Raw genomic sequence first — 25,240 nt, 5'->3', positions numbered from 1 at the left:
TAAGTACTTAAATTTTTAGGGATTTGATCAAGAAATAATCCGGCCATCCTTCATCACTAAAGTACGATCAGCCATTTTTGCTAATTCGTTATTATGAGTAACAATCACAAAAGTTTGATTGAATTTATCACGTAACTGAAAAAATAAATCATGTAATTCTTTGGCATTGGCCGAATCCAAATTTCCACTGGGTTCATCGGCAAAAATTACTTTGGGTTCATTAATTAAAGCTCTGGCCACTGCAACTCTTTGTTGTTCTCCCCCACTCAATTCAGAAGGTTTATGATTTATTCTGTCGTTTAAATTGAAAAAAGTCAATAATTCCGTGGCCTTAGCTTCAGCATCCTTTTTATTCCGCTTCCCTATCAAAGCAGGAATTATTACATTTTCGAGGGCTGTAAACTCAGGTAATAATTGATGAAACTGAAAAACAAATCCAACATTCTTATTTCTAAAGGCAGCGAGCTTTTTATCGTTTAAATTGAAAACCTGCTCATTGGCTAAAATTACCTCTCCACTATCCGGCCTGTCTAATGTTCCTAAAATGGTGAGCAAAGTTGTTTTACCTGCTCCGGATGAGCCCACAATGGAAACAACTTCTCCTGCTTTAATTTCAAGATCAACCCCCTTTAATATTTCGAGTTTATCATACGATTTGTGAATATTTTTAGCACTGATCATTAAGCCAAATAGATGTAGCACATAAAGGTAATAATTAAAATTCCGATAATATCTAAAATTAATCCAACTTTAAACATGTCCTTAATTTCTATTTGCCGAGTACCAAACACAATGGTATTTGCCGCCGTTGCTACAGGTAACATAAATCCTAATGAAGCGGCAAAGGTGGCAGGCATCATTAAAAACAAAGCCGGCAACTCTAAATCTTTTTGCAGGGCCAGCATTACCGGTATGGCCAATTGTATACTAGCAATATTAGATGCAAATTCACTTATTATGGTAACAATTATACAAATTCCTAAGATAATGAGCACCGGAGATACTCCTTTCAAAACCTTTAAGCTATCAGCCAGCCAATGACTGAGGCCTGAAACTTCAAATCCATAGGCCAACGCAAATCCCGAACCAAACATTAAAATAATATCGTAGCGCAACTTTTTAGCATCATCCCAAATCAATAGAGCTTCGCCTCGCTTTTGTTTAGATGGGATTAAAAATAAGGCTAATGCCGCAATTAATGCCACAAATGCATCATCTATGAATTTTGGTTTATCAAATATATTATTCCACCCCCTGAATTTGAAAGATACAAAATCTATATCAGCGCGTGTAAACCAAGCTACCACACAAAAAATAAATATGCCAAACACCCACTTTTCTTCATAAGAGAATTTACCTAACTTTTTATAACTATTCGTAAAGTAATCTTTTGCAATTTCAATTTTTACTTTTTTGCGCAGAAAGTAACTATTTAATACCGCATATGTAATCAATAAAAAACTAAATGCTATTGGATAACCTATCAAACTCCATTTAATGAAATTTAAATTTCCATCACCCGGAAAAGCTTCACGGAATGCTTTAAAAAAATACATATTGGGTGGTGTACCCACTGGTGTGGCCATTCCGCCAATTGTGGCTGAAAAAGCTAGCCCTAATAATAATGCAGCAGCAAACTTTTTAGCATGGTGATGAATATAGGCTTTGGTCTCTTCAATGAGCGCGAAAACTGCACCAAATAACATCATGGTAGTAGCCGTATTACTTATCCAATTACTAATTAAAAAAGTTGAAAGCATCACCCCAAACAAAATGGTTCCCGGACTGGTACCCACAATGGATAATATTTTAATTGCAATCCTTTTATGAAAATTCCATTTTTCAATGGCGAAGGCCAGCATAAATCCACCAATAAATAAAAAGATGATACTATCGGTATATTGCTGCGATACTTGTTTAGCACCGGCAATACCCAATGCGGGTAACATTAGTACAGGAACCAAAGCGGTAACGGCCAAATTAACAGCCTCTGAAAACCACCATATACACATCCAAATGGCAACACCGGCCATGTAACTCACCATGGGATGTTCGGGGTCCAGTTCTATAAAAAAGATAAAAAGAAAAGCCAACAGAGGGCCTAGTATTTGAAAAAAGTATTTGGAATTATTTTTCAGTATTAATTATGTTTATAATGGAGATGTAATAAATCCGCTACCTTTTTATCTATAATCAAGGATAACAGATCTGCATTAATTTTATCTTTTTCTTCCCATTTAAAATATAAATTTTCAGTTTGAGGTAATTCATTTAAAGCTTGCTCATCCATTAAATCTACCCAAAAATATATACTTATGACCTGCGAATCATCAAATGCAGATTGAACAAAAAAATCGGTGGTATAAAAGTGATTTTTCACAATAATATCCACCTTTAATTCTTCCTGAAATTCTCTTTTCAAACAATCTACTAAACTTTCGCCCAACTCTAATCCACCTCCGGGGAATTTAATAATCTGTCTGCCCCTGATTTTCTCTTCCGTCAACAAGATTTTATTATCCATTTCCAGAATTCCATAAACCCGAATATTAAATTTACTCACCACGATATAAAAATAAGGAAATAATACTTTATTCCTGCCCTTCCTAAATGAAAGCTATAAAGCTAGTTCGATTTCTTAATTTTCATTAAACACTCATAAAAACTGTGCAATCCATACTTTTTTTTCTTTTCATTATGTGTATATTCGCTACTTGTGAGCAAAAATTTGGTTATCATACCCACTTACAACGAAATTGAAAACATTGAAAAAATGATTCGAAAGGTGATGTCCGTTACCCCCGAATTTTCAGTTTTAATTGTAGATGATGGTTCACCGGATGGTACAGCCGACAAAGTTAAAGAACTGCAATTAACCTTCGCTAATCGATTATTTCTTGAAGAAAGAAAGGGGAAACTAGGATTAGGTACTGCATATATTCACGGATTTAAATGGGCTCTTCAGAAAAATTTTGAATATATTTTCGAAATGGATTGTGATTTCAGCCATAATCCCGATGATTTACCCCGCTTATTAGAAGCCTGTGAAAAGGGTGCCGATGTGGCGGTAGGTTCAAGATATGTGAAAGGTGGAAATGTTAGCAATTGGGACATGAAAAGAATTTTACTTTCCTATTTTGCTTCTTTATACGTGCGGTTGGTTTTATGGTTTAATGTAAAAGACACCACGGCCGGATTTAAATGTTATAAACGGAAAGTTTTAGAAACAATTGATTTGGATAAAATCCGGTTTATGGGTTATGCGTTTCAGATTGAGATGAAATATTCAGCTTACAAAAAAGGATTTAAAATTGTTGAAGTGCCCATTACCTTTGTTGACCGCGTTGAAGGCGTAAGCAAAATGAGTACCAAGATTTTTAAAGAAGCCTTTTGGGGTGTACTGCAAATGCGTTTCAATTAAATTTAATTCCCAATTATTTTATTAATTGCCCACTTGTTCTTAACAATTCTACTTCTGCCATTTTTAAATTGTACAAGGAATTTATACAACGAGATTGAGCTTCGGTAAAATTCTTTTGCGCTTCACGCACTTGAATTAAATCTGACCGCCCAATTTTGTATCGCTCATCGGCAACCGTTAGTAATTCTCTTGAATCGTTTAAGTTAGCTAACTCGAGCTTGTATATTTTTTTATGAGTTAGAAATGCCTGCACGTTAATGTATATGATAGATTCGTATTGTTTATTTAAATCCGTTGTATTTAATGCTGTATTCAACAAGGCTATTTGTTTTTCTTTATACATTCTTGAATTTTTATTGCCATTGAAAATGGTCCACCCTGCACTTAATCCGGCCGAAATTCCATTTTGTCTGTTCTGAAAAATAAATCCGGCCTGACTTGTATTTCGTGTAAAATTATATGAACCATTTAATTGTACATAGGGCATATAATAAGATCTAGATTCATCCAGACTATATTTCGCTTGTTTTTCTAATTCTTTGGAAATTAACAGTCCGGTATTTTGACTCTTCAACTTAGTTAGCTCATCTATATTTGGTTCAAAATTTACTTCTATAGTATCCCTTGTTTTAAAATCTTCATTCACATCTTTAAGCAATGCTTTATTTAATTCACTTTTTGATTTTACAATTAACCATTCCAGGTTATAAACTTCCGAAAGCGCTTTATTTTCATCTGTTTTACAAGTAAGTAAATCAATACCCGAACCGGATCCTATTTTGAATTTTTCTTCACTTATTTCTTTTCGTTTCCGAAGTAAACTTAAATTTTCATTCGCAACTGCCAATAATTTATTTAAACGTACTACTTCATAATATCCGGCTGTTATTTCTACAATAACATCTTCAATTTGTTTTTTTAATTGCAAATCGCTTATATTTTCATTGCTACTCAATTTCTTTTTCACCGCAAACATTTTAAATCCATCAAAAATTACCCAATTCACGTTTGCCGAGGCCGCCACATTATTACTCTTAGCTCCCGTGCGATCCTGAATCGTGCCTGAACTAAACTCCTGATACGAATTTAAATTCGAAAAATTTAAATTGGCATTTAAACTCACCGTGGGCGACAACCCGGCATTACCTGCATTGTTTTTTAAATGTTGTGTTTGCTTTTCATTTTTGAATACCAGTACTGAAGTGTTTTTTTCAATAGCAATTTTCAATGCATCACTATAATTTAATACATCTTGCGCAAAAGTTAACTGAGTCAACACTAAAAATAATTTAATCCAAATCTTCATGCTTTGAATTTTTTGAAATAATACTATAAAATGCTGGGATTACATATAGCGTTAGCATCATCGATAATAAAACCCCACCTATTACAACTATACCCATACCCATTCTGCTTTTCGCACCGGCGCCCCAGGCAATAGCAATTGGCAGGGCGCCTAATACCGTAGCAAAGCTGGTCATTAATATCGGACGAAAACGCGAAACAGATGCTTCAACAACCGCCTCATGCACTTTCATTCCTTTTTTGCGAAGTTGATTTGTAAATTCAACAATTAATATTCCATTTTTGGTTACTAAACCAATTAACATGATCATGCCTATCTGACTGAAAATATTTAATGTTTGATTAAAATACCACAAAGAAAAAACGGCACCCGCTAAGGCAGTTGGAACGGTAAGCATGATAACAAGGGGTTGCAAAAAACTTTCGAATTGTGCTGACAGAAGAAGATAAATTAAAAACAAAGCCAGCAAAAAAGCAAATAAAATATTAGAAGAACTTTCGGCGAAATCACGCGATGAACCGGTTAAATCTGTTGCAAAACTATCATCCAGCACTTTCTTTGCAATAAGATTCATTTCTTTTATACCATCACCAATCGTTTTACCGGGCGCCAATCCCGCAGAAATGGTTGCCGACTGATAACGATTATAATGATAAAGTTGTGGTGGACTACTAATCTCGCGAATGGTTGTTAAGTTATCCAAAGAAATCATTAAACCATTTTTATTTCTTACACTCAAGTTTGTTAAGTCGGATGGGTCATCACGGTCTTCCCGATCTACCTGACCCACAACACTGTATTGTTTATCACCATTGGTGTAGTAACTAAATCTTTGCCCGCTCATTGCTAACTGAATAGTTTGTGCAATATCAGCAATTGAAACTTGCAGTGATTTAGCCTTTTCTCTATCAATTTCAATGACTAATTCAGGTTTATTAAATTTTAAGTTTACATCAAAGCCCTGAAACACGGGATTAGCAGAAACCTCTTCTAAAAACTTAGGTAAGTGTTCTTTTATTTTTTCAAAATCATTATTTTGAATAACAAATTGAACAGGCAAAGAACCCCGCGGACCACCACCTGATGAGATTGATTGTTCCTGAATAACAAATACTTTTCCTTCCGGAAAAAGATTCAAATGTTTATTCATATAATCTGCAATTTGCTGTTGCGATCGTTTTCTATCGCCGGCTTCGCTTAAGGATAGACGAACAAATCCGGTATTAACAGCGCCGGAACCTGCAAAACCCGGAGCCGTAACACAAAGACAAACATTTTTTTCGGCAATAGAATCTGTAATGAATTTAGCTATTCGATCCATAACTCGATCGGTATTTTCAAAAGTGGCTCCTTCCGGGCCTGTATAACTCAATCTAATCCAATTTCGGTCTTCCAACGGAGCCAATTCACTTTTTAATTGCGAGCCAAAATAAAAAATTGAAAAAGAAGCTATTATTAAAATTATTACTGCCTGATATTTTCTTTCGAGAAATGAAGTCACCGAATTTTTAAAAGCAAGTTCCATATTACGGAAAAATGGTTCAGACCACAGGTAGAATCTGCTTCGCTTATGTACATCTTTTCTTACCAGTTTAGCGTTAAGCATAGGTGTTAACGTTAAAGACACAAAAGCAGAAATTAATACGGAGCCGGCCAAAACAACGCCAAATTCACGAAATAAACGACCAACAAATCCCTCCAGAAAAATAACCGGCATAAATACGGCCACTAAAGTTAATGAGGTAGAAATAACAGCAAAATATATTTCACGAGTTCCTTCAATAGCTGCTTGTTTTGGCTTTAAACCTTTTTCAATTTTCTTATAAATATTTTCGGTTACTACAATACCATCATCCACCACTAAACCTGTAGCCAATACAATAGCCAACAGGGTAAGTACATTGATTGAATAATCGAGAAGATACATAATAAAAAACGCTCCAATTAAGGAAACCGGAATGTCTATTAAAGGACGTATTGCAATAATCCAATCGCGAAAAAAAAGATAGATAATTAAAATAACCAGAATGATAGCGATGAATAAAGTCTCTTTAACCTCTGTAATTGATTTGCGAATAAAGCGTGTATTATCCAAGGCAATATTCAATTCAAAATCTTTGGGGAGTTCAGCCCTTAATTTTTCGTAACGTTTATAAAATTCATTAGAAATATCTAAATAATTGGCGCCGGGCTGAGGAACGAGGGCTAATCCCACCATTGGTATACCCGACTCCTTTAAAATTGTTTCTTCGTTTTCGGCGCCTGCTTCTACTCGGGCCACATCCTCCATGCGCACCACGCCCGTTCCCTCTTGTTTAATAATCAGTTTTTCAAATTCTTCAACACTAGTAATTTTTCCAATAGTATTCACTGTAAGCTCTGTATTATCTCCCTCAATTTTACCGGCAGGCAAATCCACATTTTCTTTTTCTAACACAGCTTTGATATCCAAAGGAGTTACCTGATATGCAATTAGTTTTTTGGGATCAATTCTTAATCGCATCGTAAATCGTCTTTGCCCCCAAATCTGAACTTGACTTACACCTTGAATAGTTTGTAAGCCAGGCACTATTACATTTTCGGCGTAATCACTCAGCTCCAACAATGATTTTTTATTACTTAGAAATGTCATGGAGATTATTGCACTGGCGTTAGCATCTGATTTAGATACCACGGGAGGATTATCCAAATCTTGGGGCAACTGTCTTAATGCTTGTGAAACTTTATCACGCACATCATTTGCCGCTGTTTCCATATCTACACCCAAATCAAATTCAACTGTGATGATGCTTGAACCCTGATTACTTGCACCGGTTATGGTACGTACACCTTCAATACCATTAATCACTTTTTCCAAAGGCTCGGTGATTCTGGATTGAATAACATCAGCACTTGCTCCCGTATAATTAGTACGAACATTAATAGTGGGAGGATCGATAGAGGGATATTCGCGAACACCCAGGAATTTGTAGCCAATTAAGCCAAACAAAACGATTACTACCGACATCACAATCGATAGAACAGGTTTTCGTACGCTCAATTCTGCCAGATTCATATTTTATTCAACTAGTTTAACCGGCATTCCATTTTTTATAGACATTAATCCGGAAGTTAAAACAGTATCGCCGGCATGAATTCCGGAAACTATCTGAATGAATTCTGATTTTCTTAACCCGGTGATTACTTTCACCTCTTGAGCAAGTCCGTTTTTACTAATAAATACTTTCTGACCTTTAAATACCGGTATAATACAAGATGTAGGCACCATTATGGCATTTTCAATTTGTTTGAGATCAAGTTTTATTTTAACAAAAGCGCCACTTACCAAATTATTTTTACCAGAATACTTTGCTCTCACCTTCACACTTCGTGTAGCTTCATCAATTTTAGAATCAATGGCATACAATTCAGCATATAATAAATTATTATCAGACTCAATATTAAAAGAAACTTTCATGCCTTCGTTAATTTGTGTAACATATTTCTCGGGAATTGAAAATTCAATATACATTGGACTTTCCTGCACTAATTCAGCAATAATATCATTTGTATTTACAACCGCACCTTCAGAAAGATTTTTTAAACCCAAAACCCCACCGAACGGAGCAATTATTTCTGTTTTTGCAATTTGAGCATTGATTAACTGTACATCTGCTTTAATCACTTCCACTTCACTTTTTTGAATATCACATTCTTCCTGACTCACACCTTTAATCAATAGTAATTTATCATTTCGTTGCGCCTTTTCTTCAGCCAATTTTAATAAGGCTTTTAACTTAATTAATTGCGCCTGCAATTCACTATCATTTATTTTTGCAATTCGTTCGCCTTTCTGAACTAGCTTTCCCTCTTTATCGGTAATCCAGGTAATTTTTCCCGACGCCTCACTATGTATGATAACCTGGTTAAAAGCTTCTAATTTACCGGTGGTGAAAATATCCATCACTAAACTATCGGTTTTAGCCACTTGATAATTAGCTACAATTGCGGAAACACCTTTCCCTTTAGGTCCGGAATTTTTCAGATCATTGTCATTGCCTAAAAAAAGCCATTTCAGACCTACTAAAAGACCTAATACCAGAACAAAAATTAACCAACCTTTAAAACTTTTCATTTATAAAATACCTAAAATTGGAAGCTAAATATACCTATAAATAATACACAAATGTTAATGCAAAATGCATCAAAATCATTTTATAAACCTGTTTTTAATACTAAATTTGCCCGCAAATGAAAATATATTTATACCTCACCTTATTTCTGTCTTCCTTCGTATATACAAGCATTTCACAAGAAAAACATTTATTAAACTTAACCAAACTAACTAATGGAGGCGATAATGCCGAAGCTTATTTTAGTCCGAATGGTAAACAAGTTTCTTTTCAAAGTAATTATAAAAATTGGGGGGTGCAATGTGACCAGATATTTTTAATGGAGATAGAAAAAGCAAAAGCCGATAGTAATTATAAACCACAAAAAGTGAGTACCGGAAAAGGAAGAACCACTTGCAGTTATATTATGCCCAATGGTAAAGATATTTTATATGCCAGTACACATTTGATAAACGATAGTTGCCCGCCCATCCCTGAAATAAAAGGGAAATATTTATGGCCTGTATATAACAGCTATGATATTTTTGTGGCAGATGTAAAGGGAAAAATAAAAAAACAATTAACCAATACACAAGGGTATGATGCTGAAGCAACTATTTCGCCACAAGGAGATAAAATTGTTTTTACAAGCGACAGAAGCGGAGATTTGGAATTATGGACTATGGATATAGACGGGAAAAATCAAAAACAGATTACCAATGGTTTAGGTTATGATGGTGGCGCTTTCTTTTCACCCGATGGTAAGAAATTGGTTTTTCGATCATCACGACCTAGCACAGAAGAAGAAGTAAAAGAGTATAAAGAACTTTTAAGCCAGGGATTAGTTGCCCCAACAAAAATGGAAATTTACACGTGTAATGTGGACGGAAGTGATTTAAAACAAATTACCCATTTGGGAAAAGCCAACTGGGCTCCCTATTTTCATCCTTCGGGACAAAAAATTATTTTTTCAAGTAATCACCATAGCCAAAAAGGTTATGATTTTCAGTTATACCTAATTAATACAGATGGAAGTGGATTGGAACAAATTACTTTTGAAAGTATGTTTAATGCATTCCCGATGTTTTCTCCGGATGGAAAAAAATTAATTTTTAGTTCAAACCGAAAAAATCACGGAACAAGAGATACCAATTTGTTTATTGCAGATTGGATGGATTAAAGTGTTTTTAGATTTTGGTACTTAATTGTTTGAACTAAGGAATCAATAAAAATTAAATACAACTGCATTATCCCGGTTACCTCCTTGTGAATGACAACCTAAACAAACCGTAGCTCCGTCATTAATCTTGAAATGAAAATTACCATTCGTTTCCACTTCACCCCACAACCATTTTCCGTTTCTTTTATACATATAGGCATACAAAAACAAATTACCATCTCTGTACACATCTTTCACAATAAAAGAACCTTCGGCAAATTTTTTATTCTTAGGAAGGCGGCCACTATCCGTTAAAGCCACAAAAGCCGTTGAATTAAAACGTAATTTAAATTTACCGTGGGGTCCATGTTGACCGCTATAAATTGTATCTTTTCCTTTGTAGTAATAATAATTTGTTTTTTTAGCACTATCTAAAAGCGACAAATCATCATAAGGAAGTTCCGGGTTTCTTCCTACATCTTTAGCACATGAAAACAAAAGCAAGCTAAAGACCGCTACAAGAGTGAGTTTTTTAAAAATTAATTGATTCACAATCCTAAATTTATGAAATAAAAAAGAAAGTAAAACAGAAAATCTACTTTTTTATGCATGCTTTAATTTCATTTAACAACTGTAGGCTTATTTTTTCCCAGGTGAATTTCTGTTTAATTAATCGTAAAGCATTGTTCCGCTTCACGTCCAAAGTATAATTATCTAAATCGGCAATTTCCTTTAATTCTTTTTGAAGAATTTTGACATTCGGCTTTTTAATCAAAAATCCGGTTTCATCATTCACCAACAAACGATTGGCACCCACATCGGTTGCTAAAATACTCAAACCGGAAGCCATCCCTTCTAATATAACATTTGGAAAACCTTCACTCCAGCTCGGACAAACTAAAACATGAAAATTGAGCAAAAGCTGCTTTAATTCATTTTTATCTCTGATTTCGCCGTGATAAAAAACCTGAGGCAATTTTAATCGCTTATTTTCAGGTATAGGGCCTATAAAATGAAATTCGTAATTCGTGAAATCCAAACCTTGAATGGCTTTATTCAATTCTTCAATACCCTTTCTTCTTTCATATCGCCCTAAATAAGTGAATTTAACTTTGTTTGTTGAGGGAATTATTTTTTCGGAAACAATTTCCTCTTCTACACCTGAAGGAATTTCAATTATATGAGATTCTTTCACCCCAATTGATTTTATTATTTCTGTAATTTGAGCGCCGTAGGAAAAAACAACATCCGCATGGCGAGAAATATACTTAACCGGTTTTCTCAATAACAATAAGCTATCTAAATAAGCTTTTGGTCCGGGCATTTTCTGAAACATTTCATAACCATGAAATTTAACGCCAATGGGAGCACATTTTATTTTACCCTGTGATTTCAATTCAATAAGTTTCCAACCGGTAAATCCTTTGGTATAAATAAAATCGTATTCTAAAATGGAATTTTTCATTGCGTCAAAAACAAGCGCAGCATGTTTTTTTGAATTTCGAATATAATGTCCGGGTAAATTATCTTTATTTGGAAAATCAACAATAATGCTGTGGATGTATTTTTTTTCTTCGGCAGTAAAACAATCCAGCTTTTGAATATCCAAATTGCTTTGATTAAAATGAAAAAGAGTAACCTGAATTTTTTGTTTCGCTAAATATTTGCACAGATAATAGGAATGTTTTTGCATCCCTCCCATTACATAAGGCCAAATACCATCCGTTATGAGTGCAATTTTCATATTAGTGCATTAATCCGTTAATGGGAAGCGAATCAACAATAGCTCCTTCCGCTTCATTTATCTCCTGTAATCTTTTATAAACGATTTCCTCTGTATAAAATTGAAGTGCCATTTTTACAAATACATCCCCGTGCTTGGCTTCACTGGCCCAAAGTTCGTGGTAAAACTTTTTTAATTCAGCTTCGTTGATATTTTCATAAAGTATTTTAAAACGTTCTGCTCCTCTGGCTTCAATCACAGAACCAATTAATAATCGATCTAAAAAATTATCTTCTCTTCCGTTTCTACATAATTTTAAAAGTTCTTTTACATATTGGTCCTCCTGAATTTCATGAGGCATTTGTAAACCTTTTTCTTCAATTAAATGATAAACGTCTCTAAAATGTTCTAGCTCTTCCAAAGCAATTTCAATAAGTTGAGGAATAATTTCTTTTTTATTGGGATATTTGGCAATTAAACTCATGGCAAAGGCCGAAGCTTTTCGCTCACAATTAGCATGATCAATTAAAAATTCCGGAAAATTATTCAACACCGCTTTAATCCATTCGGGCTTAGAAGCTTTTACCAATGGAAGACGAAGTTGCATTTTTAGTGATTGATATACATTACTTCTTTTATGGCAGCAACCGTTCTGCTTACGTTGGGCAAACTGGCTTCAATTAAAGTTGGCGCGTAGGGTAAAGGCGTATCAGCACAAGTAACGGCTTTTATAGGGGCATCTAAATAATCAAATGCATCTTTTTGAACTTTATAAGCAATCTCTCTGCTTATACTGGCCAATGGCCAAGCTTCTTCCACAATAACTAAACGATTTGTTTTTTCTACCGATTTAATAACGCTTGCATAATCTATAGGACGAACCGATCTTAAATCAATAACCTCTACACTAATTCCTTCTTTTTCTAATTCTACAGCAGCGGCAAGCGCCACTTTTATTATTTTTCCGAATGAAACTACGGTAACGTCAGTTCCTTCACGTTTCACATCCGCTAAACCAATGGGTATGATGTATTCTTCCTCAGGCACTTCACCTTTATCGCCATACATTTGCTCACTTTCCATGAATATTACCGGATCATTATCTCTAATTGCGCTTTTCAATAATCCTTTGGCATCGTATGGATTGCTGGGCACCACTACTTTTAAACCCGGACAATTTGCGTACCAATTTTCAAAAGCTTGTGAGTGCTGAGAACTTAACATACCGGCACTAGCAGTAGGACCTCTAAAAACAATGGGACAGTTATATTGACCGCCGCTCATACTCATCATTTTTGCAGCGCTATTAATAACCTGATCAATGGCTACTAATGAAAAATTAAAAGTCATAAACTCAACTATAGGTCGCAAACCGTTAGCTGCCGCACCCACTGCAATGCCTGCAAAACCCAATTCGGCAATAGGCGTATCAATTACCCGTTTAGCACCAAATTCCGCCAACATGCCCTTACTCACCTTATAAGCACCGTTATATTCGGCCACTTCTTCACCCATTAAAAATATTTTATCATCGCGGCGCATTTCTTCACTCATGGCTTCGCGCAAGGCTTCTCTAAATTCAATTACCCTCATAATTTTATAAAATAATCAATCAAAAATACGCATAAAATGCCGAAATGAGATGGGAAATTTAATTTTAAGTGCTTGATTTTGAGGGAATAAATTAATCGCCGGAAGTTACTATTTAAGGTAAATATTTGGGCGTGTCCCTTACGGGTCGGGCTTTCGCCACTCGCTTTTTTTGCTTACCAGTCATTGTAGCAAAAAAGAGCTTAAACAAAGGCTCAATCCCTCACGCAAATTCCGTGTTGTCATCCTGAACGAAACCTGAGTTTATCGAAGGGGAAGTGAAGGATCTATTCCGAAAATAGATCCTTCGCTGCACTCAGGATGACAATGCGATCATCGAATCAAAGTAATATTCCCTTTTTTAACTAATTGTTCTCCGTTACGGTTTTGATAACTCAGCACATAAAAATAAACACCGGAACTCATTTCTTCACCACTGCTGTTTCTGCCATCCCAATGTATATTAGTGTACCCTTGTTTTTTAAAATTTAAATTTTCACGTTTAAAAATTAAGGTGCCCCAACGGTCATACACTTCCACAAAATTGAGGGCACTTCCACTCGGGAAATAAATACTCCACACATCATTACTATTATCATTATTAGGCGTAAAAATATTGGGAATAATCAGTTCTTTAAAACAAGTATCCGCAACACTAATGGAAATACTTAGGGAACGAGTAAAGGCACAAATACTTGCATTACCACTGCTCATTATATTTAAAGAATAAGTATCTCCCATTTGCGTAATGCTTTTTGCGGAAAGATTTGTTGTTGAAGAATAGGCAGAAGCAGGTAACCATTGATATGTTACGGTATTACCAGGCGCAGAATTTAAATACGAAAGTACAATGGTATCACCCGGACAAACGGGATTGAAGTTTGAAATTAATGTTGGGGAATCTGTAAACACAGGAACGGAAACACTTACGCTTGCTGTACGTTGAAAGGGACAAAAAGTATCTTGCCCCAAATTATTGATGTTTAAAGTGAATGTTGTGCTTTGTGCTATCACTGCATTTGCAACAAAATTGTTTGTTTGGGTATACACACCTAATGGCAACCAATTATAGCTGTTTAATACCGGGGGGTTATTTTGTATGTTTAATGTTAGAGTTGTATTAGAACAAGCCGTTGGGCTGTTTGCTGTTAAACCAATGGGCGGACCGTTATAGGGTGGTTTTATTTGTACTTGTATGGTATCTTTTTTAATTAAGCCACAAACATCCTGTGTTACAATATAGGTTTGGCTAGTTGCAGGTTTTACCCAAAATCCTCCTCCATTATTTATAGCCACTGAGCTTGTCGAAGTGTGCCATACGCATTCAAGGCCAATCTCCGGCGTACGTCCTATAAAAACACTATCGCCAATGCACAAAACGGTATCACGACCGGCGTAAGCGGGTAAATCAGCTTCAATAACCGAAACATCATCTACGTAGTAATCTGCAATATTGCGAGTTGATGATGGAAAAACCGGAGTAAAGGTGGTATTTGCGTTTAACTTGAAACTGCCAAGCGTTAAATATTTTTCCGTACCATCCGCAATAAAAGTGCCTTGTATTTTAACCCAATTTAAGGTATCAGTAATAAACACACCATCCGGGCTTTTAATTTGCGGGGTTAAAGTACTTGTTCCAAAATGATTAGTAAAAATAGTTCCGTCATCCAGGTAAGCACCTAAATTTGTTATTGCATATTTGCTTTCATTCACTAAACTAACATAAAAAGAAACACAGTAATTTTTTCCTGCATTTAAATTGGCTCTTAATTCATTTTGAATATACTCTCTTTGATCATTTGGAGGCGTTGGAAATGGGTTTAAATACCAAGTATAAAAACAATATCTATTGCCGGATCTTGGAATCTGAAAAGAAGGCATATAACCATTATATGGCACACCAATACCAGTAAAAGTCGTACATTCCGTACAATATTCCGGATACCCCCCCCCCCCGCTCGAAGCGTGTCCCAATATTTAGGTTTACCTAAAATAAAACCCCAACCATCGCACGGTCCTTCTTCAAAACTTGAATTCTGTACAAAGTTAATTTGAGTAAACCCTAAATATCCAATAAATAAAAACAAAAGGAACAAGTTTGTTCCTTTTGTTTTTTTAAACCCAAACATTTTATTTAGTAATTAATAAGCGGTGTAAATCAAAACTTCCATCTTGTAACTTGATTTTTACAAGATAGCTGCCATTGGCTAATGTGGTTCTTACTTCCATATTATCCAAAGCTTCAGTATCTAATTTATCTTCATATACCAGTTTCCCTGCAACATCATAAATAAATACAGTTTCCATTTTGCTTTTCACTTTTTCGTTTAAGCTTATGACGAAATTCCCGTTATTAGGGTTTGGAAATAAAGCGGTTTTTAACAGTACCTGTATTTTTTTTTCTTCTTTTATCGGTAATTCAGATTTAGTAATTTTGCCACCGATGTTCTGATTACAATTATCATTAAACTTATAAAAACCATCAAATATAATATTGTAAAATGCACGGGCCTGTGTAACAACACCTCCTTCGAGATATGGACATAAATTGGCAACTACTGAATTACTCATAAAATAATTTATTTAATGTATATCAAATATAAAGTATTTTAGAAGGATTAGAAATGAAAATCAAAATAATTTGTTTTGAACCCAATATAATATTTTAACAAACTCTGTACTTAAATGCACAATTCTATTAAAGATTATTTAATCATTTTATGTTCTTATTTCTTCCCTACCACACATTCAATTAAATCTTCTTCTTTTAAATATTTATTGGCAAGTGCCTGCAGATCTTGTGGGGTAACCGCATGTATAGCTTTTACATAGTTATCGAAATAGGAATAATCTAAACCAAATTCCCAAATGGCTTTAAATTTATCGGATAAGGCAAATGGACCATCTACACTTCTTAAAAACTGACCCAAAATATAATTTTTTACGGTTTCTAATTCTTCTTGGGGAACCAATTCATTTCTAAGTTTAGCAATTTCTCGATAAATTTCTTTTAATGCATCATTAGTAACATCGGCGCCCACTTCGGTGGAAATGAAAAAATATCCGGAGTTCACCAGAGACATAATACCGCTTCCAATTCCATAGGTATATCCTTTATCTTCTCTGATATTCGCCATTAATCTTGATCCGAAATACCCGCCTAAAATGGTATTCAGCACCTGCATATGATAAAAATCGGGATGGGTTTTATTAAAAAGTAATCTTCCTATACGTATGGCACTTTGTACCGCATTTTCTTTTTGTATATAATGTTTCTGTTGTGTTGTTGTATTTGTATGGGATGTAGCAGATTGTACTAATTTTCCATTTGACCAATCATCTCCAAAAAAATCATTTAAAATCTCTTTTATATCCGGATTAAGTCCGCCCGAAGCCATAATAGTACAAGAAGGCGGACAATAATGATTGGTATAAAAATCAACCACCTCGTTACGATTCACAACATCATAATCGTTTAATGAAACTTGCACACCGTAAGGGTGATTTGAACCAAATAATAATTCAGCAAATTTCCTTCGGGCCAGCACATTTACTTTTTCAGAATTAATAATGTGTCGTTGTTTTTTATTGGTTGTATGGATTTTCAATTCATTGACATCAAAAACCGGATTTTTAATTATTTCCTCAACAAAGTGTAAAGACTCCTTTATATATTTATTTAAGGTATACAAAGTAATATTGGCATAGTCCTGTCCGACTCCGGCCTCCAGAAAAGAACCGTAAAAATCTATTCCATCGCTTAATTGATTGGCAGAATATTTTTTAGTTCCGGTTTCCATTAAAGAATTTGTAAATGAGGCCAGCAAGGGTTTTGCTTGATAAAACATACCCGCTTTAAAAATAAATTCCAATCGTGTAATTTCCTGACTCCCTGCTTTCACGGAGAAAAGAGGAATTCCATTCTTCAGTTTTTCCTGTCGTGCTTGAATGACATCAATTTTATGAATGGTTTTAAAAGCAGGTGGCGATTTACGATCTAACATTACAACAAAGGTTTTTTAGTGATTTTTTCAATTAAAGGATAATAAGAAGCCGGAATTTTAAAATCAACTCCTTTTCCTTTTAACTGATAAATTTTTAAACTTTTTAAAGTGACTCTGATAGGTTGTTTATCAATATTCCAGATGTGAACCACAAATGAACGGACGGTATCCGGTAAATTACCCGTGGTTAATTTGAAATACTTTGTTTTAGCATTTAAATCATCTGCCAACCAATTTAAAGGTGAGCGTTTATAATGAACGGTTTCATTTTTACCATTATTTAAACTCACCACAAAAAAAGCATTAAATGGTTTAGGAACTTCTTCAAATAACAATTCGGCTTCAATTTCTATGGGGTTATGTGATTGAAAAGTCGTATCCGGCAAACGTTTGAAATCATAAAATTCACCATCACCCGATACCGTTATTGAATTAAAGGTTTCAAAAATAGGAATGTGTTCAATTTTTTCTTTTCGCTTTAATAAAACCCGGTCCCATTGTTTATCCTCTGCAATTTCTTCGTAATAGGGTTCGTAAAAAGCTTTTTCTCTTTTTTGCGCGTAATAATAATCACAATTCATTTGCATTTCTTCCGAATTATCCATGGCATTGAGCACAGATTCTCCCCTGTAATTGGCGAAGGCATAATTCATTTCTCGCACACGGTGACCTCCCAAGGTAAATAATTTATAATCTTTTTCGTATTCTGATACCAATTTATCATATATGTTTTTAGGCATGGTATGATATAGCCAGGTATTAAAATCACTCAAATTAAATCGAATTGTGAAAAAAGTTAAACTGGCAATTGTAATAGTCACAGCTGCGATTTTCCCATAGGTTGAAGGTCTTTTATCTAAAGTGAAAGCCAATGCCATTCCAAAAAACAAAAAGAAAAACAAACCGGTTCGGTCTTCGGGATAATTTACACCCAACAATTTCTTTTGCATGAAAAAAGCACCTACCAATAATAAAAAAGTGAAAGAATAAAATAAATCGGGTTTAAATAAATCACGGATATAAAAGGAGTCTCTCCAAATATCTATCATTAAGAAAATAAATACAACTAAATAAACAGAAGCTACAATCACCTGAAACCAAATATCTTTAGAACCGAAAACCAATTCGATCAGTGATTGAAAGGTTACTAGCCAGTAACTATCCCCTACTCCATAATCCAACACGCCCTTATCTTTATAGAAAAAAGAAAAACGAATCCAGAAAACTAAAATTCCAAAATTAATCAGTTGGAGAATAATATTTCTGCGCGTAAAAATTTCGCGCTTTCCATCTTCTGCTTTTTTCTTGTATTGAAAAACAAATAAATAACAAAGTAAAACTAAAATTACGGCCACTAAAATCATATTAGCTGCAAGGGCCAATTGCCAAAACACCGTAAAAAGAACTAAACTTTTAAATTTCACCTCGGAGAAATAATCAATTAGGTAAGAAAGACCCAAAAGCATTAAGCCCATAGAAATTCCGTAACCCCTACACAATTGAAAAAAATCGAGGAAATTAATGGATAAGAAAAAAAGTGCAGTAACAACCAGTTTAGCCTGCGTTGTTTTCATGTATTTAAAGTTCCGATAAAGTCCGATGGCCAATAAAACGAAAGCAAAAACATTGGGCAAACGCAGCACAAAACGATGCGAACCTGCAATGTGATAACATAAATTGGCCAGTGCACTATTTAAAATATGATTGTTGGTATAAACGTGCGCCTGATAGGGTAAAAAATTATCGCTTTGAATGTAAAAGAAGAAAGTAGAAGCCTCATCATGACTAAAGGGAATAAAAAAAGCGCGCAGACAAATGATGACAAACACAATAAATGCCAGTAACCAATACAATTTATTAAAGTTCTTTTGAATCATACAGAATTATTCGAGCAGATAAGAATGGTGTTTATTGTATTTTTCTAATGTTCTGATACCGGACGAACTGATGTGTTCAAACTCCTTATCGCAAAAAATATTAATGATACGAATGCCGGGCATTAATTCCTGAATGTAGCGATATTGATTTTGTTCGTACTGAAAATCAGTTGAATTCCGGAGACCTCTCACTACCACTACTTCTGTTCCAAGTGTCTCCACAAAATCAGTCATCAATCCGTTATACTCTTCCATCTGATGATATTGAATTATTTTTGGGATAGGCCATCTACGCTCTTGTTTATCCGGGTTTTTACCAAATGCAATTATTACCTTATCAAAAATTCGCTCAGCCTTTTCCAGCACATTGTAATGTCCTTTATGAAAAGGATTAAAACTACCGCAAAAAACGCCGATTAGAGGTTTACGATTACTTACATATTCAATAAGTAAGTCCAGTTTTCCATCCGTATTAAATTTACGCAGTACTTCCAGTCTTTTAGGTTTATACTCCCGATAATCCACAAACTGAAATTCTTTGAAAATCTGATGTTCGTAATTCATTAAGTCGGCAAAAGAAGATTTAAAAATAGATAAATCAGCTTCTATAAATATTTCTGACTCTTTAAATGATGCCTTATGTGTTTTAGTATCACGAATAATTTGTACAATTTTCGCAATGGTTTTTTCGTCTAGTTTAGCGGCCTCGGCATCCTTACTAAATAATTCAGCTGACAAATCTTCATTATTATTTTGTTTAGGATCATAAATCGCATCGTGATATACAGCGGCTAAAAATAACTCATCATTTAATTGGTTTGATTTTATCAAATAATCAATAACAGCACTTACATGAGCAACGGTGTGATAGTGCCTGTGTTTCTCTTCATACCGTTGAAGAACGGTGGTATCAAACTTTAGCGTTTGCAGTTTATGGATTATTTCTGACTTATTCATTTTTGTTTAGCCAAATAATAAAGCGTACTACAATTTTTTTCGTTGAATAATAATTTAGCTTGTTCTAAAATGCCTTCAGCAGTAACAGCTTCGTATTTATCGATTTCGGTATTAACTTCATTTGCGTCACCTAACAATTCGGCAATTGCTAAATTGGTGGCTTTTGTTAACACATCCGTTTCACTAAAAATTAAAGTAGATTCAACTTTATTTTTACACTTTCTCAATTCTTTGTCATCAATTTTTTCAGTAGCGATTTTATTTAACTCTTCGGTAATTCCAAGTTCAGCCGATTTTACATCAACTCCATCCGGTAATTTCCCGCTTACCACAAACAAACCTTCATCAAAATCTCCCATCACATAGGCATTGATTTCAGAAAAAAGTTGTTTTTCTTTAACCAGACTTTTATAAAGTCGGGAAGAATTTCCTCTGCTTAATATATCAGAAATAACATCAATAGTATGATATTCCTTATCCCGGCGCGAACACATGTGGTATGTTTTATAAATTGCAGTAGCCGGCACATCACGCTCTACAGTAAGTGCTCGTTCTTTTTCTTGTTTAGGTTCAACCGGTAAATCTCTTTTTGGTTTTTCGCCGGAGGGAATTGGCTCAAACCATTTTTCACACAATTGTTTTACTTGTTCGAGTTTAACTTTTCCGGCAACAACCATAATTGCATTTGAAGGAGTATAATGTTTTTTAAAAAAATCTTTCACATCGCTCATTCTTGCATCTTCAATGTGTTTTATTTCTTTACCAATAGTTGCCCATTTATAAGGATGTTTTTCATAAGCCAAAGGACGTAAAAGCAACCATACATCACCGTAAGGTTGATTCAAATATCGCTGTTTAAATTCTTCTATAACCACACTCCGTTGCACTTCTAAACTCTTATCGGTAAAGGCCAGGCTTAACATACGATCACTTTCCAGCCAAAAAGCGGTTTCCAAATTTTCAGCAGGAACGGTACAGTAATAATTAGTTATATCATTTGTGGTAAAGGCATTATTTTCGCCACCCACATTTTGTAAGGGCTCGTCGTAATTCGGAATGTTAATGCTACCGCCAAACATTAAATGTTCAAACAAATGCGCAAAACCTGTTTTTTCTTCCGACTCATCGCGTGCACCCACATCGTAAAGGATATTTACGCAAGCCATGGGCGTACTTTCATCTTCATGAACAATCACAGTAAGATTGTTTTTTAATTTAAATTTATGGAACTGAATCATACCGGAAATATGCATATAAAAATACGGTTTTATTGGTAATAATTAAACTAATAAAAGCGAAATAGCACTTATTAAAGCAGGAAGCTTGTTAATAGGAAGAATAGGAAAGGTCATTTGCCTTTTGCGACACCCTTTTTCTGAATCTGAGGGCAAATTCACTAGCAGCTTGCTGCATATTTTCAGTTTGCGTTTTAGTTTTATCGGGTATAAAATTTAAACTGATTACATCTACATCTACAGTTAATTCCTTATCTGAATTTTGAACAAATGCTATGGCCCATTTTTCCTTCTCCCCCCTTTCTTTTCCGATTTTATAAAAATATAATTTTCCCTTTTGATATCTGTTTATGGCTGGAATGTTTTCAATTGGATACAAGGAATCTATTTGCTTTTTATCTTTATCGTATGAGTAGATTTTCGCAAATTGAAGTTGAATAGAAATTACGGCTTGATTTAAGCTTTCTTGATTTTTATAACGCTTTAAAAACTTATAATCGATTTTCCTTTTTTCGAGTTCACTGTAAAAATAAGCCCGCGTTGCCAGATTGGTACAATAATAATTAAATAAGGTATCAGTACCCTGTATTTTATTTTCATGTTTCAATATTACAATAGGCATATTAATATGCTGTGATTTAATTTTATCCAATCGATTAAAGTATTGCCTTATTCGCTCATCAGATTTATAAAATGGCATTAGAATTACGGCATAATTAACCAATTCATGGCGCGAAACAGCATCCAAGTTTTTTAAAAAAGAAGTATTTTGAAAAATAGAATTATTGGCAAGCCCTTCTAAGTTTAAAGCCAAAACTTCAGCTATTTCTCTGCTAGCTTTATCCAAATTTTCAAAAGCTTTTATGTTACCGGGTATATTTTTCACACCGGGATTATATCTTTTTTGAGTGAGGTGTGCATCGGCCAAAATATCATCTTTACGTGCTGAAATTACTTTAGGATTAACCAATTCTTTTTCGATTAATTGAGCTAATAAGGAATATACCGGATTCCTGTATTCCTCATAACGGGTTAAAGTTAACATGCTTGGAAAAAACTTTTTACACAATTCTAAACTATCATTTAACACCTGAAATACATCTGAAATAATACTTTCTTGTCCAACTAATGGAGCATCATTTCTAAGGAGTTCATAAAATGCATCATAAGACTTTTGGGTTTTTAAATACGCCAACCCTTTTAATAAACTCAATTGCAAATAAAAGCTATCGGTATACTGTTGGTACAATTTTTTATAAGGTTCAATGATTTTTTCCGTTTCTAATGTTCCTCCGTTAACCAATAATTGCGCCCGGCTATCTTCGTTGATTTCATTAAAACGGGGGTTGGATAATAATTCAATAAAACCAAGTGCAAAAAATTTATGCATGTTTATTGAACGTTGAACAGAATGATTTGCTTCTCTTCTTTTTATAGTATCTGAGCTTAATAAATCATTTACTAATAGGTCAAATTTAATTCTAATAATATCTAATCCAATAACTGTATCCGTTAATCGAAAGGATTCAAAAAAACCTTTAGACCAACCTTCTAATCCAATTATTGTATCGTAGGTAGTACTCACCTCATATCGCATTCCGTTTTTGATCAACATTTTAAAAGCAATTGCTCTGCTGGATGCAGTATCTTTTAAATTAGTTCGGTAAGTGAAAATACCGCCGTCATGATACTTTTTAATGGTATTGGACGGATAAATAGAATGTAATCCCTTTAAGTTTTTCTCTAAAAGTTCTACAAACTCATCATTGGATTTATAATCGTAATTATTAAATTTTTCGTAAACAATATTTACGTATTCATTACTACTTGGGGAGTAATAGGCTTTGCGTTCGGTTCGATAGTCGTAATCATAAATATCCTTTTTCTTTTCTTTTTTCTTTTTTAAATGCCCCATTTCTTTTTCATACACTTGCCTATACAGTTCATTAAATCGAGTGGAAGCATTATCGCTCACTTCGTCAGTAGCTTTAAAATAAAAATCTTTATCTTCTATCTCCTTAATTATTTCTGTGCTTACAATTGGAGTTAATTTAATGGATTCAAAAAAAGATTGATCCATTTGCGTGTTTAACTCATTTACGGTAAAAAACAAATAATAATGAACTCCTTTAATGATTATTTTTCCATTTAAAATTTTACCGTTTTTATGTTGTCCGCTAAATTGGATAGCCGGTAAATTCTGATGTTTTATTAATTCTTTTTTAATATTTTCTTCAAATTCGTATGATTTTAATACTTTACTTGAAAGAATATTTAATTCGAATGTATCCTCTTCAATATAATCAAAATCGTTGTATACGGCATGTTTAATTCCGAAATAAGTGCTATTGGCTTTAGCATAGGCATGAACATCTTCTACCAAACCCACAGAACTAACTCCGCTATTTTTTAAGTAGGAATGATTTTTAGGAATCTGTACTTCAAAACCTTTTGTTTTAGGAGTAAATAATATTTTCTCTTCTTTTTTTGGATGGAAATGTATGGAAGAGAAAAAGCTAGTTGCATCAGGTCCGATAGCATAATCACCTTTTCCTCCCATTTTAAACAAAGTAATATCAAAATCGGTGAAGAAGAATTGATAGTGCTGCATATCGCCGGTTCGCGTTTTATTGATTACTTCAATCCCTTTAAATCCATTATTGGATGTAATTTCTTTTTTAGAAATTATTTTACCCGGAATATTCTCAAAAAGTAAACTATCCATTTTGGCTTGCATAGCCGATGCATTCATATTAAATAAAGGTCCGCTGTATTTTAATCGTACAACTGAATAAAAACTTCCATTCACCATATCGGCAAACACTTTGTACTTAATATTTTCTAAATCAACCACACTATACAATTTACCGGGAACTGCAACTGAAAAAACTGAATCGGTTACCAATTGCTTTACAAAAGTAACCGGCTTTCGCATAGCCTCTATTTCATCTCTAGTTTTATCAGCTTTTGAATTATTTTTCGGAAATACAGGTTCCAAGGTATATCCTTTTTTTCTAAGTAATTCAATCACGCCTTCTTCACCGGGTAAATGTGCTGCGCCTACTCCACTGAAAATGGTATTTTTTTGCAAAACAGAATCAATTGTATTTACAAAAAACACATTTCTTCTATTTATTAAGTACGTTTGGTTGTTTTTTGAATTTCCTTTTTTGCTTAAGCTATCCAATAAATCTAAGTTACCGGTACGGTAAGCATCTTCAATTTTAGAAAATGGGATAAATATATTGTTTCTACTTCCGTATTCCTCCTCTGTTTCATCATCGGGTAACGAAGCTAATCGCGAATGAATTTCAGCCTGAATGAAATCTTCCAAACTAATTACTTTTTTACCCAGTTTTGAGGCAGCTTGAAAAATAAATAAATCGATATACGTATTTTCCTCAAAATTTTCTTTACCGCCGTTTCTTCTGTAAAGTAGGCCATTTATTAAATCAGGATCATAACTAATTAAATTTTGTAATAGTTTTTTGTCGGGTAATTTAGCATCAAAAACAGAACCGTAAAAATCACGTTGTTGCAAATAGGAATTAGAAAAAACAGTTTCTTGTTTCAACTCACCGGTTTTTTCCATGTTATCCATCCAGTCTCCGGGATTAGTTTCTAAACCTACCACATCTACACTTTGAAGTGCATTGAAAAATTCTTCGGAAAGATGATACGCCACTCTGTTACTGACATGCATGGTTCCGTACAAATACGACGGTTTATTGAGCCCCTTACCTGAAATTTTCCATAATAATGTCGGATATTTATTTTGCGCTGTAAAAAATACCGGCAAAAGAAAAAATATGAAAATAATTCTCAATGAATAAATGTATAAAAGTTCATTTCAAATTAATGAACAAATTGAGTTAAT

Annotated in this window: 19 protein-coding genes; 2 read left to right on the top strand and 17 right to left on the bottom strand. The window is 34.1% G+C overall.

Going from position 1 to position 25,240, the window contains the following annotated elements; all coding sequences use genetic code 11:
- Positions 1–27: 27 nt before the first annotated feature.
- From IPM51_04530 to IPM51_04520, 3 genes are read right to left on the bottom strand one after another with little or no spacing between them, the layout of a single operon-like run.
- A complete protein-coding gene (locus IPM51_04530) occupies positions 28–681 on the bottom strand; it encodes an ABC transporter ATP-binding protein (protein MBK9283568.1) in 654 nt (217 codons plus the stop codon).
- The gene (locus IPM51_04525) at positions 681–2,093 is read right to left on the bottom strand and encodes an SLC13/DASS family transporter (protein ID MBK9283567.1); all 1,413 of its coding nucleotides are present in this window, start codon (positions 2,091–2,093) and stop codon (positions 681–683) included. Before IPM51_04525 ends, IPM51_04530 begins: the two co-directional genes overlap by 1 nt.
- A 47-nt stretch (positions 2,094–2,140) precedes the next feature.
- Positions 2,141–2,566 carry an NUDIX hydrolase gene (locus IPM51_04520; protein MBK9283566.1) on the bottom strand — a complete coding sequence of 142 codons (426 nt, stop codon included), beginning with the start codon at positions 2,564–2,566 and terminating at the stop codon, positions 2,141–2,143.
- A gap of 150 nt (positions 2,567–2,716) precedes the next feature.
- Between IPM51_04520 and IPM51_04515 the strand changes: the two genes are divergently transcribed.
- Positions 2,717–3,421: a polyprenol monophosphomannose synthase gene (locus IPM51_04515; protein MBK9283565.1), complete on the top strand. Its 705-nt coding sequence runs from the start codon at positions 2,717–2,719 to the stop codon at positions 3,419–3,421.
- A gap of 13 nt (positions 3,422–3,434) precedes the next feature.
- Here IPM51_04515 and IPM51_04510 read toward each other — a convergent pair whose 3' ends face one another.
- The 3 genes from IPM51_04510 to IPM51_04500 are packed head-to-tail and all read right to left on the bottom strand — an operon-like array spanning position 3,435 to position 8,841.
- Positions 3,435–4,727 (bottom strand): TolC family protein, encoded by a 1,293-nt coding sequence (locus IPM51_04510; protein ID MBK9283564.1) that lies wholly within the window; start codon positions 4,725–4,727, stop codon positions 3,435–3,437.
- Complete coding sequence (locus tag IPM51_04505; protein ID MBK9283563.1) at positions 4,711–7,782, bottom strand: efflux RND transporter permease subunit; 3,072 nt, start codon at positions 7,780–7,782, stop codon at positions 4,711–4,713. The genes IPM51_04510 and IPM51_04505 overlap by 17 nt, the downstream gene beginning before the upstream one ends.
- Positions 7,783–7,785: 3 nt before the next feature.
- Complete coding sequence (locus IPM51_04500; protein MBK9283562.1) at positions 7,786–8,841, bottom strand: efflux RND transporter periplasmic adaptor subunit; 1,056 nt, start codon at positions 8,839–8,841, stop codon at positions 7,786–7,788.
- Positions 8,842–8,957: 116 nt separating this feature from the next.
- Here IPM51_04500 and IPM51_04495 point away from each other — a divergent pair, with 116 nt between their 5' ends.
- Complete coding sequence (locus IPM51_04495; GenBank protein ID MBK9283561.1) at positions 8,958–9,998, top strand: PD40 domain-containing protein; 1,041 nt, start codon at positions 8,958–8,960, stop codon at positions 9,996–9,998.
- A 42-nt stretch (positions 9,999–10,040) separates the two neighbouring features.
- On the opposite strand, the gene IPM51_04490 is transcribed toward IPM51_04495, so the two are convergent.
- The 11 genes from IPM51_04490 to IPM51_04440 all read right to left on the bottom strand — a co-directional run bounded on the left by IPM51_04490 (position 10,041) and on the right by IPM51_04440 (position 25,189).
- Complete coding sequence (locus tag IPM51_04490; GenBank protein MBK9283560.1) at positions 10,041–10,529, bottom strand: hypothetical protein; 489 nt, start codon at positions 10,527–10,529, stop codon at positions 10,041–10,043.
- 43 nt (positions 10,530–10,572) lie between these two features.
- Entirely contained in the window at positions 10,573–11,721 is a 1,149-nt protein-coding gene (locus IPM51_04485; GenBank protein MBK9283559.1) for a glycosyltransferase family 4 protein, read from the bottom strand.
- A gap of 1 nt (position 11,722) precedes the next feature.
- Positions 11,723–12,307, bottom strand: coding sequence for a tRNA-(ms[2]io[6]A)-hydroxylase (locus IPM51_04480; protein ID MBK9283558.1), 585 nt, complete (start codon positions 12,305–12,307; stop codon positions 11,723–11,725).
- 2 nt (positions 12,308–12,309) lie between these two features.
- Complete coding sequence (locus IPM51_04475; GenBank protein ID MBK9283557.1) at positions 12,310–13,293, bottom strand: pyruvate dehydrogenase complex E1 component subunit beta; 984 nt, start codon at positions 13,291–13,293, stop codon at positions 12,310–12,312.
- A gap of 330 nt (positions 13,294–13,623) precedes the next feature.
- On the bottom strand, positions 13,624–15,264 hold the full coding sequence (locus tag IPM51_04470) for a gliding motility-associated C-terminal domain-containing protein (protein MBK9283556.1): 1,641 nt from the start codon (positions 15,262–15,264) through the stop codon (positions 13,624–13,626).
- Positions 15,265–15,420: 156 nt separating this feature from the next.
- On the bottom strand, positions 15,421–15,861 hold the full coding sequence (locus IPM51_04465) for a T9SS type A sorting domain-containing protein (protein MBK9283555.1): 441 nt from the start codon (positions 15,859–15,861) through the stop codon (positions 15,421–15,423).
- A 155-nt stretch (positions 15,862–16,016) separates the two neighbouring features.
- Positions 16,017–17,294, bottom strand: a complete 1,278-nt coding sequence (locus tag IPM51_04460; protein ID MBK9283554.1) for an insulinase family protein — start codon at positions 17,292–17,294, stop codon at positions 16,017–16,019.
- Positions 17,294–19,171 carry a hypothetical protein gene (locus tag IPM51_04455; protein MBK9283553.1) on the bottom strand — a complete coding sequence of 626 codons (1,878 nt, stop codon included), beginning with the start codon at positions 19,169–19,171 and terminating at the stop codon, positions 17,294–17,296. The genes IPM51_04460 and IPM51_04455 overlap by 1 nt, the downstream gene beginning before the upstream one ends.
- 6 nt (positions 19,172–19,177) lie before the next feature.
- Complete coding sequence (locus IPM51_04450; protein ID MBK9283552.1) at positions 19,178–20,128, bottom strand: adenylyltransferase/cytidyltransferase family protein; 951 nt, start codon at positions 20,126–20,128, stop codon at positions 19,178–19,180.
- Positions 20,125–21,366: an insulinase family protein gene (locus IPM51_04445; GenBank protein ID MBK9283551.1), complete on the bottom strand. Its 1,242-nt coding sequence runs from the start codon at positions 21,364–21,366 to the stop codon at positions 20,125–20,127. Before IPM51_04445 ends, IPM51_04450 begins: the two co-directional genes overlap by 4 nt.
- An 88-nt stretch (positions 21,367–21,454) precedes the next feature.
- Entirely contained in the window at positions 21,455–25,189 is a 3,735-nt protein-coding gene (locus IPM51_04440) for a TraB/GumN family protein (GenBank protein MBK9283550.1), read from the bottom strand.
- Positions 25,190–25,240 lie beyond the last annotated feature (51 nt).

It is taken from the genome of Sphingobacteriaceae bacterium (assembly GCA_016715905.1).
In the GTDB taxonomy this organism is placed as follows: Bacteria; Bacteroidota; Bacteroidia; order B-17B0; family Aurantibacillaceae; genus Aurantibacillus.
This window is presented reverse-complemented; position numbering and strand designations above follow the sequence as displayed.

Bases quoted from the DNA above. Each gene is read 5' to 3' on its own strand.
- IPM51_04475 (MBK9283557.1), bottom strand. From the start codon at position 13,293: ATGAGGGTAATTGAATTTAGAGAAGCCTTGCGCGAAGCCATGAGTGAA.
- IPM51_04510 (MBK9283564.1), bottom strand. From the start codon at position 4,727: ATGAAGATTTGGATTAAATTATTTTTAGTGTTGACTCAGTTAACTTTT.
- IPM51_04460 (MBK9283554.1), bottom strand. From the start codon at position 17,294: ATGTTAGATCGTAAATCGCCACCTGCTTTTAAAACCATTCATAAAATT.
- IPM51_04485 (MBK9283559.1), bottom strand. From the start codon at position 11,721: ATGAAAATTGCACTCATAACGGATGGTATTTGGCCTTATGTAATGGGA.
- IPM51_04465 (MBK9283555.1), bottom strand. From the start codon at position 15,861: ATGAGTAATTCAGTAGTTGCCAATTTATGTCCATATCTCGAAGGAGGT.
- IPM51_04445 (MBK9283551.1), bottom strand. From the start codon at position 21,366: ATGATTCAGTTCCATAAATTTAAATTAAAAAACAATCTTACTGTGATT.
- IPM51_04500 (MBK9283562.1), bottom strand. From the start codon at position 8,841: ATGAAAAGTTTTAAAGGTTGGTTAATTTTTGTTCTGGTATTAGGTCTT.
- IPM51_04450 (MBK9283552.1), bottom strand. From the start codon at position 20,128: ATGAATAAGTCAGAAATAATCCATAAACTGCAAACGCTAAAGTTTGAT.
- IPM51_04495 (MBK9283561.1), top strand. From the start codon at position 8,958: ATGAAAATATATTTATACCTCACCTTATTTCTGTCTTCCTTCGTATAT.
- IPM51_04530 (MBK9283568.1), bottom strand. From the start codon at position 681: ATGATCAGTGCTAAAAATATTCACAAATCGTATGATAAACTCGAAATA.
- IPM51_04455 (MBK9283553.1), bottom strand. From the start codon at position 19,171: ATGATTCAAAAGAACTTTAATAAATTGTATTGGTTACTGGCATTTATT.
- IPM51_04505 (MBK9283563.1), bottom strand. From the start codon at position 7,782: ATGAATCTGGCAGAATTGAGCGTACGAAAACCTGTTCTATCGATTGTG.
- IPM51_04480 (MBK9283558.1), bottom strand. From the start codon at position 12,307: ATGCAACTTCGTCTTCCATTGGTAAAAGCTTCTAAGCCCGAATGGATT.